The 15,850-nt window shown below is 65.5% G+C and carries 16 protein-coding genes and 1 riboswitch; of the genes, 7 read left to right on the top strand and 9 right to left on the bottom strand.

The genetic code is table 11. From position 1 onward, the window contains the following. Window positions 1–5: 5 nt before the first annotated feature. Entirely contained in the window at window positions 6–2,183 is a 2,178-nt protein-coding gene (locus FS665_RS16145; protein WP_145190418.1) for a TonB-dependent siderophore receptor, read from the bottom strand. 189 nt (window positions 2,184–2,372) lie between these two features. Between FS665_RS16145 and FS665_RS16140 the strand changes: the two genes are divergently transcribed. The 7 genes from FS665_RS16140 to dxs all read left to right on the top strand — a co-directional run bounded on the left by FS665_RS16140 (window position 2,373) and on the right by dxs (window position 9,578). Continuing rightward, window positions 2,373–3,065 carry a response regulator transcription factor gene (locus FS665_RS16140; protein ID WP_145190415.1) on the top strand — a complete coding sequence of 231 codons (693 nt, stop codon included), beginning with the start codon at window positions 2,373–2,375 and terminating at the stop codon, window positions 3,063–3,065. After that, window positions 3,065–4,411 (top strand): sensor histidine kinase, encoded by a 1,347-nt coding sequence (locus FS665_RS16135; RefSeq protein ID WP_145190413.1) that lies wholly within the window; start codon window positions 3,065–3,067, stop codon window positions 4,409–4,411. Before FS665_RS16140 ends, FS665_RS16135 begins: the two co-directional genes overlap by 1 nt. 84 nt (window positions 4,412–4,495) lie before the next feature. Beyond that, window positions 4,496–5,386: an alpha/beta hydrolase gene (locus tag FS665_RS16130; protein ID WP_145190410.1), complete on the top strand. Its 891-nt coding sequence runs from the start codon at window positions 4,496–4,498 to the stop codon at window positions 5,384–5,386. Window positions 5,387–5,467: 81 nt separating this feature from the next. Then, window positions 5,468–5,609, top strand: a riboswitch (FMN riboswitch). Window positions 5,610–5,690: 81 nt separating this feature from the next. Next, window positions 5,691–6,341, top strand: a complete 651-nt coding sequence (ribB, locus tag FS665_RS16125) for a 3,4-dihydroxy-2-butanone-4-phosphate synthase (RefSeq protein ID WP_145190407.1) — start codon at window positions 5,691–5,693, stop codon at window positions 6,339–6,341. Window positions 6,342–6,448: 107 nt separating this feature from the next. Further along, complete coding sequence (locus FS665_RS16120) at window positions 6,449–6,691, top strand: exodeoxyribonuclease VII small subunit (protein ID WP_145190404.1); 243 nt, start codon at window positions 6,449–6,451, stop codon at window positions 6,689–6,691. After that, window positions 6,688–7,575, top strand: a complete 888-nt coding sequence (gene ispA, locus FS665_RS16115) for a (2E,6E)-farnesyl diphosphate synthase (protein ID WP_145190400.1) — start codon at window positions 6,688–6,690, stop codon at window positions 7,573–7,575. Before FS665_RS16120 ends, ispA begins: the two co-directional genes overlap by 4 nt. Before the next feature lie 107 nt (window positions 7,576–7,682). Further along, a complete protein-coding gene (gene dxs, locus FS665_RS16110) occupies window positions 7,683–9,578 on the top strand; it encodes a 1-deoxy-D-xylulose-5-phosphate synthase (RefSeq protein WP_145190397.1) in 1,896 nt (631 codons plus the stop codon). 238 nt (window positions 9,579–9,816) lie between these two features. Here dxs and FS665_RS16105 read toward each other — a convergent pair whose 3' ends face one another. The 8 genes from FS665_RS16105 to ribBA all read right to left on the bottom strand — a co-directional run bounded on the left by FS665_RS16105 (window position 9,817) and on the right by ribBA (window position 15,842). Continuing rightward, window positions 9,817–10,623 (bottom strand): cobalamin-binding protein, encoded by an 807-nt coding sequence (locus FS665_RS16105; RefSeq protein WP_145190880.1) that lies wholly within the window; start codon window positions 10,621–10,623, stop codon window positions 9,817–9,819. A gap of 47 nt (window positions 10,624–10,670) precedes the next feature. Beyond that, a complete protein-coding gene (ribA, locus tag FS665_RS16100) occupies window positions 10,671–11,288 on the bottom strand; it encodes a GTP cyclohydrolase II (protein ID WP_145190394.1) in 618 nt (205 codons plus the stop codon). 141 nt (window positions 11,289–11,429) lie between these two features. Continuing rightward, a complete protein-coding gene (locus tag FS665_RS16095) occupies window positions 11,430–12,173 on the bottom strand; it encodes an ABC transporter substrate-binding protein (RefSeq protein WP_145190391.1) in 744 nt (247 codons plus the stop codon). A gap of 15 nt (window positions 12,174–12,188) precedes the next feature. Further along, window positions 12,189–12,692, bottom strand: a complete 504-nt coding sequence (locus FS665_RS16090; RefSeq protein ID WP_145190388.1) for a phosphatidylglycerophosphatase A — start codon at window positions 12,690–12,692, stop codon at window positions 12,189–12,191. Beyond that, the gene (gene thiL / locus FS665_RS16085; RefSeq protein ID WP_145190385.1) at window positions 12,689–13,666 is read right to left on the bottom strand and encodes a thiamine-phosphate kinase; all 978 of its coding nucleotides are present in this window, start codon (window positions 13,664–13,666) and stop codon (window positions 12,689–12,691) included. Before thiL ends, FS665_RS16090 begins: the two co-directional genes overlap by 4 nt. Window positions 13,667–13,684: 18 nt before the next feature. After that, window positions 13,685–14,185: a transcription antitermination factor NusB gene (nusB, locus tag FS665_RS16080; RefSeq protein WP_145190382.1), complete on the bottom strand. Its 501-nt coding sequence runs from the start codon at window positions 14,183–14,185 to the stop codon at window positions 13,685–13,687. After that, window positions 14,182–14,658: a 6,7-dimethyl-8-ribityllumazine synthase gene (gene ribE, locus FS665_RS16075; protein ID WP_027917814.1), complete on the bottom strand. Its 477-nt coding sequence runs from the start codon at window positions 14,656–14,658 to the stop codon at window positions 14,182–14,184. The genes nusB and ribE overlap by 4 nt, the downstream gene beginning before the upstream one ends. A 92-nt stretch (window positions 14,659–14,750) precedes the next feature. Next, a complete protein-coding gene (ribBA, locus tag FS665_RS16070; protein ID WP_145190379.1) occupies window positions 14,751–15,842 on the bottom strand; it encodes a bifunctional 3,4-dihydroxy-2-butanone-4-phosphate synthase/GTP cyclohydrolase II in 1,092 nt (363 codons plus the stop codon). Window positions 15,843–15,850 lie beyond the last annotated feature (8 nt).

Here is a 15,850-nt window from a genome sequence, read left to right as displayed (position 1 = left end):
CGCCGTCAGAAGTCGTAGCGCGCCCCCACCAGCATGCTGCGCGAAGGCCCGTAGAAGTTGAAGGTCGAGGTCGAGCCGACCCGCGACAGGTAGTCGCGATCGAACAGGTTGTTGACGTTGAAGGTCGCCGTCAGTTTTTCGGTCAGCGGGTATGACAGCATTGCGTCCACCGTGGCGTAACCCGGCGCATCGATGCGTACGCCGCCATTTTCGGAATAGAAGCTGCTCATCGCCGACACCCCGCCGCCAATGGCCAGGCCGTTCAGCGGACCCTGGGCGATGGTGTATTTGCTCCACAGCGAGGCCTGGTGGCGCGGCATGATGAAGAAGGTGGTTTGCGCATCCCCCTTGACTGTCTCGGTTTGCATCCAGGTGTAGCCCGCCAGCACTTCCCAGTTTTCCGTAAGCCTGCCGCTGATTTCCATTTCAGCGCCCTTGACGCGCGTCTTGCCCGAGGCAACCGAGAAACCGGTGTCCACGCCGTCGGCATCGTAGTCAGTGCTGGCGCGGTTTTCGTCGGTCAGGCGGAAGAGCGACAGCCGGGTGTCGAGGTCGCCACCGAAATAGCTGCTCTTGAGGCCGAATTCATACTGCTGGCCCTGACGCGGCTTGAGCACACGGCCGCTGGCATCGGTATCGGACTGCGGCGTGAACACCTGCGAGTAGCTGGCGTACAGCGCATGGTTGTCGGTCAAGTCGTAGACCACGCCGCCGTAGGGCGTGAAGCGACCATCGACGCGCTTGTCATCGTTCACGGTCGCGCCGCTGCGCAGGGTGGTGGTGTAGAAGTCGCCGCGGTACCAGCTGAAGCGCCCGCCGGCAATCAGCGCCAGACGCTCGACCGGACGCAGGGTGACTTTCGAGTAGAGCCCGTACTCTTCTTCCTGCATGCCGGTTTCGGTGCTGTAATTCGGCGCCGGCTTGGCGAAGCGCTGCGGCGAATAAGTGTTGACGTCGATCGCCCCAAGGTTGCTGGTGCCGTTGAGGTACTCGGTGTCGTAGTTCTTGTAGTCGCTCCCGACCACGAACTCGCTGACCTGGCCGAACGCTTCGAATGGCTGGCTGTAGCTGGCATCCAGGGAGTAGGTGTCCTGGGTGAAATCACGGGCGCTGGCGCGCTCGGAATTGGCGCCAGTCGTGGCGTTGGTCGCGGTGAAGGCATACAGGTAGTCGGTTTCGCGATGCGAGCCGCGCGCGGCGACGCGCCCGTAGCCACCGTTGTCGAAACGGTGGGTCAATTCGGCGACCAGGTCGGTGGTCTTGCCATCGAAGTAGTTCCAGTCGGCGCCGAGGAAGCGCGAATGACTGAAGTCGGGCACCTCGCCGGACAGCGTCGCCGGATAGCCGTTATGCGGGGTGATGTTCTTGACCTCGTGGATCAGGCCGAGTGACAACTGGGTGGCGTCGTCCAGGTCGATGTCCAGCGCGCCGTAGTAGCTTTCGCTGGTGTTGGCGTTGTAGTCCACCTCGCCATTGGTGTCGTCTCGCGAGGCGACGAAGCGCCCGCGCACCCGGCCGCCATCGTCCAGCGGGCCGCTCAGGTCGAGCGCCTGGTGGTTGGTGTCCCAGGTTCCGTAGCTGCCTTCGACATGGCCCTGGAATTCAGCGGTCGGGCGTTTGCGTACCATATTGACGATACCGCCCAGCTCACTGGTGCTGCTGAACAGGCCAGCCGGGCCACGCATGATCTCCACGCGGTCGAACGCCGCCAGCGAGGGCACGGTGCCGAAGATGCTGGCCATGGGTGCCGGTAACCCGTCGATGTTGAATTCACTGTATTCGTAGCCGCGCGCATAGATCGACGAGCGCCCACTGTCGTTGGTCAGGGTACGCAGGCCGGCGGTGTACTTGGCCAGGTCATCGAGGTGCACGAACTGGCGGTCCTTGAGGTAATCCTGGGTGTACACCGTGATCGACTGCGGGATGTCCTTGAGCGCCGCAGGGGTCTTGGTGCCCACCGTGGCCGCATCGACGCTGTAACCGCCGGTCTGCTCCGAGGGCAGCATGTCGTACAGCCGGTTGCCGTCGATGGTCAGTGCCGGCAAATCCAGCGTCACCTCCCCGGCTGTCGCCTGCTCTGCCACGCCCTGCGCCAGCGCCGATAATGAAAACGGCGCCAGCAGCCCCAGCACCAGCCAGCCCCGAACCCGTCGCGGGCTTCCCCAACGTTTAACACCGCTCATGACGCACCCTTCGCGCAAATGATATTGAATCGCAAACGAAACAAGTTGCTTTTTGCGAACCATACCGGACCGCTGTCCGGGGCGCAGCTGGATTAACCTTCTTAACACATAGCCGTGCGCCAGCAGCATTGCCCTGCCTGCTGCGCGGTGGGATGATTGCCAACTGATATGAATTCTCATTAGAAAACCATGGCCACTTCGCTCCTGCTCGCCGAAGACGATCCACGCCTGCTCGAGGATCTGCAGCGTCATTTTCACAGCCGTGGCTTCAAGGTCACCGCCTGTGCCGATGGCCCATCGGCGCGAAGCGCGGTGCAGCGCGAGCGCTTCGACCTGGTGCTGTTGGACATCATGTTGCCGGGCATCGATGGCCTCAGCGTGCTCGAGGAGCTGCGCTGCCAACAGGCTGTGCCGGTGATGTTGATGTCGGCACTGGGTGCCGAGCAGGACCGCATCAGCGGCTTCACCCGGGGGGCTGACGATTACCTGCCCAAGCCGTTCAGCCTGGCTGAGCTGGACGCGCGCGTCGACGCCCTGTTGCGCCGGGCTGCCTTTGGCCATGCCACCCCGGCGCCGAATAGCGGCGGCTCGCTGCTGTTCGAGCAGGATCTGCAGGACGTGATCTACCAAGGCCAAGCTGCTGGCCTGACCGCCTCCGAGTTTCGCTTGCTGGCTACGCTCAGCGCGCATGCAGGCGAGGCGCTGAGCAAGCCGTTTCTCTACCAGACCGTGCTGCATCGAGCCTATACCCGGCTTGACCGTGGCCTGGATGTGCACGTCTGCAACCTGCGCCGCAAGCTGGCCGAGATTGCCGCCCAGCATGTGCAGATCCAGGCGGTGCGCGGTCAGGGCTATGTGCTGCTCGACCCGCAACGCAGCTGATGCGCCGGCACCCGTTGCTGTGGAAACTGGCCGCGTTGCAGGTCAGTTTCTGCCTGCTGCTGACCTGGCTGATCTGGACCTGGGGCCTGTCGGTGGAGCGCAGCAGCTACTTTCTGCCGGCAGCCGACCAGGACTACCTGGCACGCTATGCGCAGCAGGCCGAACAGGCCTGGCTGCAACACGGCGCAAGCGGTGTCGAAGCGCTGCGGCGCCGGCTCGAACACGCCGAGGGTACCTGGGTAGCGGTGCTCGGCGCGCACCTGCAAAGCCTTGGCACCACGCCCCTGAGCGCAGAGGAGGCCAGCCACCTGACCTTCATGCGCAAGCTCGACTGGCCGCTGAGTCGCCGTCTGCAGGACGAACTGCCCTACGTCAGCATCGAGTTTCCTCAGCACCCTGAAGCCGGCCGCCTGGTCATGCAATTGCCCGAGCGCCTGCTACCGACCGGCCTCACGCCCTGGACCCACGTCATCACCCACGGTGTTGCGCCGAGCCTGCTGGCCCTGCTGCTGGGCCTGGCGATCTACCGGCAGCTGGTCGCGCCGCTCAACCGCCTGCGTGACCGGGCCGATGCGTTGCGCGCCGACGACCTGCAAAGCCCCGCCCTACCCTTGCAGGAGCGCCGCGATGAGCTGGGCGAACTGGCCCAGGCCTTCGAGCACATGGCCTGCCGCTTGCGCCAGAGCCTGGAGCAGCAGCGTCTGTTGTTGCGCACCTTGTCCCATGAACTGCGTACCCCGCTGGCCCGCCTGCGCATCGCCCACGACAGCGCGCTGCCGCCAGCGCAACTGCGCGAGCGACTCGAGCGCGAGGTCAACGACATGCAGAAGCTGCTCGAAGACACCCTCGACCTGGCCTGGATGGATACCGAGCAGCCACAGCTGACCACTGAGCCGGTGCCGGTGCTCTCGGTGTGGGAAGCGTTGTGCCAGGACGTCTGTTTCGAAAGTGGCTGGGATCGCGCGCGCCTACCCTGCTCGCTGGACAGCGACTGCCAGGTACAGGCGCACCTGGATAGCCTGGCACACGCGCTGGAAAACCTGATGCGCAATGCCATTCGTCATTCACCGCCAGCAGGCACGGTGTGCCTCGACGGCTGGCGTGAGGGCGACTGCTGGCACCTGTGTCTGAGCGACCAGGGCCCTGGCGTGCCCGAGGCAGACCTGGAGCGCATCTTCGAACCCTACCAGCGCTTGTCAGGCAGCGGCACCGGCTTCGGCCTGGGCCTGGCCATCGCACGCCGGGCGATTACCCTGCAAGGTGGCCGGCTATGGGCCAGCAATGGCAATCCCGGCTTGCGTCTGCACCTGGTGTTGCCTGGCGCCGGGCAAGGTTTAGAAAGTTAAGGCGCTTTACCGCCTGCCGGGGCTGGCTATCATCAGGCCCTACCGTGACGCCCAGTCCTGATGCCCCGCTTGAAGAGAGTTTCGATGAGCAAGACCACCCTGGCCGCGCTGCTGACCCTGGCGCTGATCTCGCCCCTGGCGCTGGCGCAGCCGGATCGTCAGCAGAAGATGGACACTGCGCTGTTGCAGCGCCATGACCTGGCCTATGCCTTCAGCCACCTGGACCTGGACGCTGCCGATGGCCAGCGCCACTACCGCCTGTGGATTGGCCAACCCAAGCGTCCAGCGCCTGCCAGCGGCTACCCGGTACTGTGGATGCTCGACGGCAACGCGGCGCTGAGTGCATTGAACAGCCAGCAACTACGTGCCCTTGCCGACGGCCAGGCGCCGCTGCTGGTGGCGGTCGGTTACCAGACCGAGCAGCGCATCGAGCGCGCCGGTCGGACCCTGGACTACACCCCGGCATTGCCAGGTCGGGCCGAACAACGCGACCCACTGAGCGGCCAGCCCAGCGGTGGCGTGGACGCGTTTCTCGATCTGCTGACCACAAAAATGCGCCCGTTGCTGGCGCAGCGGGTGCCGATCGACCCGCATCGGCAAACCTTGTGGGGCCACTCGTACGGCGGGCTGGCCGTGCTGCATGCGCTGTTCACCCGCCCGGATGCATTCAGTGATTACGCAGCGGCCAGCCCATCGCTGTGGTGGAACGACGGCGCGATCATGGCCGAGGCGCACGGGCTGCAACAGCGCCTGGGCCCTCGCCGCGTGCGGCTGCTGCTGATGCGCGGCAGCGAGGAGCCGGCCAGCCCGCATGGCGCGGTGCGCGCCGATGCCGGCCAAGCGGCGCAAGAACTGCTCGCGCAGCTCGCTCAGGTGTCGGGCCTGAAGCTGCGTTTCGTGCGCTTTCAAGGGCTGGGCCACGGGCCGATGCTGCCGGCGTCGCTTGCCCAGGTGCTGCGCGAGGCTTCACGCTGAGCCTGGCGCTCACGGCGGCTGTTACGCCGAAAGTCTTAGCCTGCGGGCTTGCCAGCGGCCCTGCGCAGTGGGTTATGCTGGCGCGGTCTTCAGGGCGGGGTGAAAGTCCCCACCGGCGGTAAATCGAAAGATGAGCCCGCGAGCGCCCCGGCCATGCCGGGGGTCAGCAGATCTGGTGCGACTCCAGAGCCGACGGTCATAGTCCGGATGAAAGAAGGCGTCAGGCAGGGGCCGTTTCGGGCGCCCCTGCGCGCGCGTTTGGTTCGCCCCGAGACGTTCATCGACCTATCCCGAGGAGCGTTTCATGTCCCCTTTGCTGCAACAACGATTCCCCAATGTCTTCACCGCCATCGCTGCCTTCCAGGCCGGGCGCCCGGTGCTGCTGCTCGACGATGACGACCGCGAGGACGAAGCCGACATCGTCGCCGCCGCGCAGAACCTGTCATTGCAAACCATGGCCATGATGATCCGCGATTGCAGCGGCATCGTCTGTCTGTGCCTGGATGAAGCTAGCGTCGATGCGCTGCAACTGGCGCCGATGGTGCCCAACAACCAGGCACGTCACGGCACCGGTTTCACCGTCAGCATCGAGGCCGCCGAGGGCGTGAGCACCGGTGTCAGCGCCCAGGACCGCATCACCACCATCGAAGCGGCGCTGCGCTCCACGGCCGAGCAGCGGCATATCGTCAGCCCGGGCCATGTGTTTCCGTTGCGGGCACGCGATGGCGGCGTGTTGACCCGTCGCGGCCATACCGAAGGCTCGGTTGACCTGGCGCTGCTTGCCGGGCTGCGGCCTGCGGCGGTGCTGTGCGAGCTGATGAACCCCGATGGCAGCATGGCCCGCGGTGAGCAGGTGGCGGTCTACGCGCGCCAATACAACCTGCCGGTGCTGACCATCGAGGAGTTGGCAGGTTGCCGGCAAGCCATGCTGGAGCTGCAAGCCGAGCCCGCCTGAGCCATAGCACGGGGGCCGCCTGGCGGCCTCACGCTGCCGGAAGTTTGCTCCCCTAGCCCTGCTCTGCTAACGTCGCGCGGTTCCGACCCGCTACCGAGAGCGTCGCCATGGCCCGCAAAAAAGCCTCCATCGATTTCGAACAATCCCTCGCCGAGCTGCAAGCACTGGTCGAGCGCCTGGAGAACGGCGAGTTGTCGCTGGAAGACTCGCTGGCCGCCTTCGAGCAAGGCATCGCCCTGACCCGTGACTGCCAGGGCGCCCTGGCCCAGGCCGAACAGAAAGTGCAGATCTTGCTCGAGCGTGACGGCGAGCTGGCGGCGCAGCCGTTCGATGCGGAGCCAGAAGCATGATCGCAGCCTACCAGGCCAGCTGCCAGGCACGTGTCGACGCTGCCCTCGAGGCTCTGTTCAGCGCCCCTTCCACGGAACTCGAACGGCTGTACGCCGCCATGCGCTACAGCGTGATGAACGGCGGCAAGCGCGTGCGCCCCCTGCTGGCCTACGCGGCATGCGAAGCCCTTGGCGCGCCTGCCGAGCAGGCCAACGGCGCGGCCTGCGCTGTGGAGCTGATCCATGCCTATTCGCTGGTGCATGACGACCTGCCGGCGATGGACGACGATGATCTGCGGCGCGGCCAGCCCACCACGCACAAAGCCTTCGACGAAGCCTGCGCCATTCTCGCAGGCGACGGCTTGCAGAGCCTGGCCTTCAGCGCCCTGCTCGACCCGCGCCTGAGCCCCCAGGCCGACGGTATCCGCCTGAGCATGGTCCAGGCCCTGGCCAAGGCAGCGGGTCCCGCTGGCATGGTCGGCGGGCAGGCCATCGACCTTGGTTCGGTGGGCCAGAAGCTGGACCAGCAAGCACTGGCGTTCATGCACCGGCACAAGACCGGTGCCCTGATCGAGGCCAGCGTGCGCCTGGGCGCCCTGGCCAGCGCGCGCGCCGAACAGGCCGAGCTGGATGCCCTGCAATGCTATGCCCAGGCCGTGGGCCTTGCCTTCCAGGTGCAGGATGACATCCTCGATGTCGAAAGCGACACCGCCACCCTGGGCAAGCGCCAAGGCGCCGACATCGCCCGCGACAAACCGACCTACCCGGCGCTGCTTGGCCTGCCAGCAGCCAAGGCCTATGCGATCGAACTGCGCGACCAGGCGCTGGTCGCATTACAAGGGTTCGGCGAGCAGGCCGAGCCATTGCGCGCGCTGGCGCGTTATATCGTCGAACGCCGCCACTGATGGGCTGCGGCCAGCTGACGGCCGCACGCACCACCCGCATGAATGGGCAGTCTTTCCTACAATGGGGTAAACTGCCGCGTCTCAACACACCTATAACGACTCGCCTGATGCCCACGACGTTTCAAGAGATCCCCCGCGAACGCCCGGTCACGCCGTTGCTCGACCGCGCTGACACGCCTGCCGGCCTGCGCCGGCTGGCCGAAGCCGACCTGGAGAACCTGGCCGACGAGTTGCGCCAGGAATTGCTCTACACCGTCGGACAAACCGGTGGGCATTTCGGTGCAGGCCTGGGCGTCATCGAGCTGACGATCGCCCTGCACTATGTCTTCGACACCCCCGACGACCGGCTGGTGTGGGACGTGGGCCACCAGGCCTATCCGCACAAGATCCTCACCGGCCGCCGCGAGCGCATGCTCAGCCTGCGCCAGAAGGACGGTGTCGCCGCCTTCCCGCGCCGCAGCGAAAGCGAGTACGACACCTTTGGCGTCGGTCACTCCAGCACCTCGATCAGCGCCGCCCTGGGCATGGCCATCGCCGCCCGCTTGCAGAACAGCGCGCGCAAGTCGATCGCGGTGATCGGTGACGGTGCGCTGACCGCCGGCATGGCCTTCGAGGCGTTGAACCACGCCCAGGAAGTCAACGCCGACATGCTGGTGATCCTCAACGACAACGACATGTCGATTTCGCGCAACGTCGGCGGGCTGTCCAATTACCTGGCCAAGATCCTCTCCAGCCGTACCTACGCGAGCATGCGCGAGGGCAGCAAGAAGGTCCTGTCGCGTTTGCCGGGCGCCTGGGAAATCGCCCGTCGCACCGAGGAATACGCCAAGGGCATGCTGGTGCCAGGCACGCTGTTCGAAGAGCTGGGCTGGAACTACATCGGCCCGATCGACGGCCACGACCTGCCGACCATGATCGCTACCCTGCGCAACATGCGTGACCTCAAGGGCCCGCAGTTCCTGCACGTGGTGACCAAAAAGGGCAAGGGTTTCGCCCCGGCCGAAATCGACCCGATCGGCTACCACGCCATCACCAAGCTCGAGCCTGTGGATAAACCGGTGGTGCCCAAGGCCGTCAGCGGGCCGAAGTATTCGGCGGTGTTCGGTCAGTGGCTGTGCGACATGGCGGCTGCCGACAACCGCCTGGTCGGCATCACCCCGGCGATGAAGGAAGGCTCTGACCTGGTTGCGTTCAGCGAGCGCTACCCGGAGCGCTATTTCGATGTGGCGATTGCCGAGCAGCATGCGGTCACGCTGGCAGCGGGCATGGCCTGCGAAGGCAGCAAGCCGGTGGTGGCGATCTACTCGACCTTCCTGCAGCGTGCCTATGATCAGCTGATCCACGACGTCGCCGTGCAGAACCTCGATGTGCTGTTCGCCATCGACCGCGCGGGCCTGGTCGGCGAAGACGGTCCGACCCACGCCGGCAGCTACGATCTGTCGTACCTGCGCTGCATCCCCGGCATGCTGGTGATGACGCCGAGCGACGAGAACGAACTGCGCAAGATGCTCAGCACCGGCCACCACTACAACGGTCCGGCTGCCGTGCGCTATCCGCGCGGTACCGGGCCCAACGCTCCGATCAGCGGCGACCTTGATCCGCTTGAAATCGGCAAGGGCGTGGTGCGCCGCCAGGGCGAAAAGGTCGCCTTGCTGGTGTTCGGCGTGCAACTGGCCGAGGCGCTGCAGGTGGCCGAGCGCCTCAATGCGACGGTGGTCGACATGCGTTTCGTCAAGCCACTGGACGAGGCCCTGGTGCTGCAGGTGGCTGCCGAGCATGACTTGCTGGTGACCATCGAAGAAAACAGCATCATGGGCGGTGCTGGCGCTGCCGTCGGCGAATGCCTGGCCCATCATGCAGTGGTCAAGCCGCTGCTGCACCTGGGCTTGCCCGATCTCTACGTCGAGCACGCCAAGCCTGCGCAGATGCTCGCCGAGTGCGGGCTGGACGCGGCCGGCATCGAAGCGGCCGTCACCGCGCGGATGACCAGGCTCGGCCTGTAACGCCTGTTCGCAGGCAAGGCGCGGATCGACCACGCGCGTTGCCTGCGAAGTAAACGCCCCGCTCAAGGCTGTTGGAGGTGCGGCCACGGACGTCCTCGAAACGCTCGATGGTTTGGCGCTTGTGCAATCGAGCGCCGCCCGCGCGGCGCATCGCGAGCTGCGCTCGCTCCTACGATCGAGGACAGCCGCTGGAGCCGTGCGCCGTGACGACAACCAGCAATTCGGTGGCCAGACCGCGTCACTTGGACGCCGGCGCTCTAGCGGCCAGCAGCGCGCACAGGCGGGCGGTGGCTTCGATCATCTGCCCGCTGGGGCGCTCCAGGCCGTTGTCCGGCACCACCAGCAACGCATCCTGGGCCACTGCGGCGAGGTGCGGCCAGGCCTTCCAACTGGCCAACTGCGCTGGATCAGCCGCGAGGATCACCTGCGGGTCGCGCATCAGCACCGACTCGATGTTCACCTGCGGCGCCGGCTGCTGCAACTCGGCAAAGATGTTGCGCGCACCGCACACGGCGAGGGCATCAGTGACCACCTGCTGGCCGCCCAGGGTGTAGAGCGGACGGTCCCACACCTGATAGAACACCCGCAACGGCTGCGCGCGCCAGTATTGCTCACGCAGCTGCTGCAGGCGCTCGCGCAAGGCTTGCACATGCTGGCGGCCCTGCTCGGCGCGGCCAATCCGCACGGCCAGGGCTTCGATCTGCTCGAGCAGTTGCTCGAGCGTATGGGGTTCGGCGCTGTAGAGGGGAATCCCCAGGCGCTTGAGCTGATCGAGTTGCGCAGCGTTCACGCTGCCGGGCCAGAGCAGCAGCAGGTCTGGCTTGAGGCTGAGCAGGGTTTCCAGGTCCAACTGGCCCTGGCGCCCGACCGACGGCAGCGCGCGCAACGCGGGCGGACGTTCAGCGCCGTCGAGCATGCCGACCAGCACATCGTCGGCGTTCAATTCCAGCAGGATCTCGCTCATCGATGGCGCCAGGCTGACCACCCGCTGGGGTTGATCGGCCTGGGCCCAGCAGGCCGCCACGAGCGCCACGGCTGCCGTCAGGTAACGCCATGAGGCCTGCGCCAGACGACGCCAGGCCTCGGCGCCGATCACGCCTGGGGCACCTCGCCCTGGTGCTCGTTACCCAGCATGTGGCCAAGCTTGCCCGCCTTGGTCGCCAGGTAGTGGCTGTTGTGCGGGTTGTGCCCGGTGTGCAGCGGCACGCGCTCGGCCACGTGAATGTGCATATCGGTCAAGGCTTTGACCTTGCGCGGGTTGTTGGTCATCAAGCGCAGGGATTTCACCCCCAGGTGCTCGAGCATCGGCAGGCACATGGCGTAGTCACGCTGGTCTGCAGCAAAGCCCAGGCGTTCGTTGGCCTCGACGGTATCGGCGCCACCGTCTTGCAGTTCGTAGGCGCGAATCTTGTTCAGCAGGCCGATGCCACGCCCTTCCTGTCGCAGGTACAGCAACACCCCGCGACCTTCGCGGGCGATTGCCTGGAGTGCCGCTTCCAGCTGCGAGCCGCAGTCGCAGCGCTGACTGAACAAGGCATCGCCGGTCAGGCACTCGGAGTGCAGCCGCCCCAGCACCGGCTCGCCATCGCCGATATCACCCAGGCTGAGCACCACATGCTCGCGGCCAGTGGCTTCATCGAGAAAGCCATGCATGGTGAAAGTCGCAAAGGGAGTCGGGAGTTTAGAGGCGGCAACAAAGACGACGGGCACGTTGTGCTCCTGGATAAGTAGAAATTTTGCGTGGACCGATTGTATCAGCAGGTTGCCGGCTGTGCGCTCGTTGAATACCGTGGCGTGATATCGAAAAGTTCGATGGTTAGATCGGTCGGCGACGGCGGTTCATGGGCACGGTCACTGGGGCTTGCTGTCGGCCGAGAACGGATAGGGCTGTTTCCAGCGCTCGAAAATCGCTTTCAGCTCGCCGCTGCGCACAACGGCCGCCATGCGCTTGTCGAACAGATCACGCAGTGCGCGCGCCTGCTCATTGTTGGCGAATGCCAGGTACAGGGGCAGTTCGGCGAGATGAGTACTGCGAAAACGCTGGGGCTGCGAGGTTTGCCCTAGCACGTAGTCGACTTCGGTTTGAGCATCGATGTAGAAGTCCACGCGCTCATGCTCGAGCATGGGCAGTATGCCCTCACGGCGCTGAATTTCACGGTAGTTGCGCACATTGGGCAGGTAGCTGGCGTAGTCGTAGCCGCGTACCCAGGCCAGCCGGTACTCGCCAACGGTGGCCAGGCTCGGCGGCGGCTTGCCGGCCAGGCCCAGGGCATAGATATGGTCCATATCGAAATGCCAGCGCGGGTACAGGTTGTCTTCGTTCTCGTCCTTGTACGAACCGACCCAGGCGTCCGCCTCGCCCCGCTTGACCAGGCCGACTGCGCGGCTATACGGCGCGCTTTGCGTCACGACCTTGACCCCAGCGGGTTCGAAGACCTTGCGCAGCACGTCCCAGGCGACGCCGGTGCCATCGGCGTTGGTGTAGTCGAGCCAGTCCTCACTGACCAAGCGGATCTGCCTGGGCAAGGTCTCGGCGGCCATCACCCCTGAAGCGAAGCTTAGCAACATTGCCAGCAGCACAGTCCTCACGGCCATCGACTCACTCCCTGATCAGCCTACCGCCCACACCAGCAGCTGCATGCCCAGCCAGGCGAACACGCCGGCCAGGACGTCATCGAGCATGATCCCGACACCGCCGTGCACATGGCGATCGACCCAGCGAATCGGCCACGGCTTGAGGATGTCGAAGAAGCGGAACATCAGGAATCCGGCAAGGATCCACTGCCACCCATCAGGCACCAGCCAGAGGGTGATCCACATGCCGACCATCTCGTCCCAGACAATGCCCTCATGGTCGTGCACACGCAAGTCATTGGCGACTTTACCGCACAACCAGAAGCCGAACAGCATGGTGACGCCGAGCAGGAGCCAGTAGCCCCAGTCGGGCAGCATCTGCCACAACGGAATGAACGGGATCGCCACCATCGAACCCCAGGTTCCCGGGGCTTTGGGAAGGGTGCCAGAGCCAAAGCCGAAGGCGATGAAGTGCCAGGGGTTGCGCCACACCGAGGGCGGCACGAACTCCGCTGGCACCTGGTTGGGGTGGTCGGTCACGGTGTCTCCCTAAAGTGTTGATAGCCCCGTGTCGCGGGGGTTATGTCCTGACCCTGGGGGCCGCGTAGCGTCACGCCGTGGCCCTCGAGGACCTGGCCAATGACATGCACCTTGCCGAAGCCGAAATCCGCCACCCTGGCCAGCGATGCCAGCTCGGCAGGCGGCAAGGTGAAGGCCAGTACGTAGTCGTCGCCACCGCTCAGCGCCAGCTGGCGCGCGGCATCCTCGCCAAGCAGGGCCTGCAGTGCAGGAGACACTGGCACCTGGGCCAGGTTCACCTCGAGCGCCACGGCCGACGCCTTGGCGATATGCCCGCAGTCGGCGAGCAGGCCGTCGGAAATGTCCAGCGCTGCCGTGGCCTTGCCGCGCAATACCTGACCCAACGTCAGCTGCGGCATCGGCGCCCAGTACCGTGCCAGCAACGGCTCGGCCAGTTCGGCAGGCGCATCGCGCTCACCCAGCACCAGCGGCAGCGCCCCCGCTGCGTCGCCCAGTGCCCCACCGACACACAGCAGATCGCCGGGCCTGGCGCCGCTGCGACGCAGAGCCCGGCCAACGGGCACGCGGCCGAACACGGTGACGGTGATGCTCAGTGGACCACGGGTGGTATCGCCGCCGATCAGGCTCATGCGGCAACGGTGGGCCATGCGGCAGAGGCCTTGGGCGAATTCGCCGAGCCACTGGGCGCCGACATCCGGCAGGGTCAGCGCCAGGGTGAAGCCAATCGCCGTGGCGCCCATGGCCGCCAGGTCACTGACCGCCACCGCCAGCGCGCGCTGGCCTAGCAGGGAAGGATCGCAGATACGCGGGAAATGCACGCCGGCCACCAGGGTATCGGTCGACACCGCCAGCTGTTCGCCGGCTGGCAGCTCGAGCAGCGCACAGTCGTCACCGATGCCCAACGCCACGCCTTCGCCGCCCTGCGCGCAGGGCGCGGCAGCGAAGTAGTGGTTGATCAGCTCGAACTCACCCATGGGCCGGCCGCGCCAGGATCAGCGCTTGTTCGCCTTGACTTCAGCTTCACGCAGGGACGGCGCCAGCTTGTCCAGTACGCCGTTGACGAACTTGTGCCCGTCGGTGGCGCCGAATACCTTGGCCAGCTCCACGCCTTCGTTGATCACCACGCGGTACGGTACGTCGACGCGCTTGATCAGCTCCCAGGTGGACAGACGCAGCACCGCCAGCTCGACCGGATCGAGCTCATCGAGCGCGATGGTCATGCACGGCACCAGCGCCTGGTCGATTTCGCCCTTGATCGCTGGAACCCCGTGAAGGATCTCGCGGAAGTAGGCACCGTCGACATCGGTGAAATCGTTATCGACCCGGAACTGCGCTTCGATCTCGTTCAGCGAATGCTGAGCCATGTGCCATTGGTACAGGGCCTGGGTCGCGAGCTTGCGGGCTTCGCGGCGCTTGGCGCTCTTCGATGGCTTGCCGGCATCCGCAGGTTTTTGATCGCGCGGGTTGAAACGATCGCTTTCGTCGCTAATCACTTGGCCTCCAACTGCGCCAGCAGGCTGACCATTTCCAGGGCAGACAGGGCAGCTTCACCGCCTTTGTTGCCTGCCTTGGTGCCGGAGCGCTCGATGGCTTGTTCGATGGAGTCGACGGTCAGAACGCCGAAGGCCACCGGTACGCCGAACTCCATGGACACCTGGGCCAGGCCCTTGGTGCATTCGCCCGCCACGTATTCGAAGTGCGGGGTACCGCCACGGATCACTGCGCCCAGGGCGATGATCGCGTCGTATTCGCCTTGCTGGGCGACCTTCTGTGCCACCAGCGGGATTTCGAAGGCGCCCGGGGCGCGGATGATGGTGATGTCGCTTTCGCTGACACCGTGGCGCACCAGGGTATCAACGGCACCGCTTACCAGGCTTTCGACGACGAAGCTGTTGAAGCGGCCAACCACCAAAGCATAGCGACCTTTGGGGGCGATGAAGGTACCTTCGATGGTCTTCAGGGTCATTCCGATATTCTCATCTTCAAGAGCGAGGCCGCATGCAGGCGGCCTCGACAGGGGTCTGGACTCGAGCTGGAGGGCGTCAGTGCCGCCTCAAGTCACTCGGAGGGCACGTATTCTACAACTTCCAGATCGAATCCGGATATCGCATTGAACTTCATCGGCGAACTCATCAGGCGCATCTTGCGCACACCGAGGTCGCGCAGGATCTGCGAACCGGCACCGACGGTGCTGTAGGTGGTCGGGGTCTTGGTCGGGGCATCGCCTGCGCTTTCGCGGATATGCGCCAGCAGCACGTCGCCATCCAGCGGATGGCCCAGCAGCAGCACCACGCCGCTACCCGCTTCGGCCACGGCAGCCATTGCCGCGCGCAGGCTCCAGCGCCCTGGCTGCTTGACCAGCAGCAAGTCGCGCAAAGGGTCCATGTTGTGCACGCGCACCAGGGTCGGCTCTTCGGCGCGGATATCGCCCAGGGTCAGGGCCATGTGCACGTCGCCTTCCACCGCGTCGCGGTAGGTGACCAGGTTGAATTCGCCCAGCTCGCTCTCGATCGGCTGCTCGGAGACGCGCTGCACGGTGCGCTCGTGGATCATGCGGTAGTGGATGAGGTCGGCGATGGTACCGATCTTCAGGCCATGCTCGGCGGCGAATATTTCCAGTTCGGCGCGGCGCGACATGGTGCCGTCGTCGTTCATCACCTCGCAGATCACCCCGCTCGGCTCGAAGCCCGCCATGCGCGCCAGGTCGCAGGCCGCTTCGGTGTGGCCGGCGCGGGCCAGGGTGCCGCCGGGCTGGGCCATCAGCGGGAAGATATGGCCGGGGCTGACGATGTCTTCGGCCTTGGCGTCCTTGGCCGCGGCGGCCTGCACGGTGCGCGCGCGGTCAGCGGCGGAGATGCCGGTGGTGACGCCTTCGGCAGCTTCGATCGACACGGTGAACTTGGTGCCGAAGCCCGAGCCATTGCGCGGCGCCATCAGCGGCAGCTTGAGGGTCTCGCAGCGCTCGCGGGTCATGGGCATGCAGATCAGCCCGCGGGCGTGCTTGGCCATGAAGTTGATGTGCTCCGGCAGGCAGCACTCGGCGGCCATGATGATGTCGCCTTCGTTCTCGCGGTCTTCGTCATCCATCAGGATGACCATTTTGCCCTGGCGGATGTCTTCGACCAGTTCTTCGATGCTGTTGAGCGCCACGTGGCACC

Source organism: Pseudomonas sp. URMO17WK12:I11 (genome assembly GCF_007677725.1).
In the GTDB taxonomy this organism is placed as follows: Bacteria; Pseudomonadota; Gammaproteobacteria; order Pseudomonadales; family Pseudomonadaceae; genus Aquipseudomonas.
Note: the sequence above shows the minus strand (reverse complement) of the source record. Positions and strands in the feature narration are given on the sequence as shown.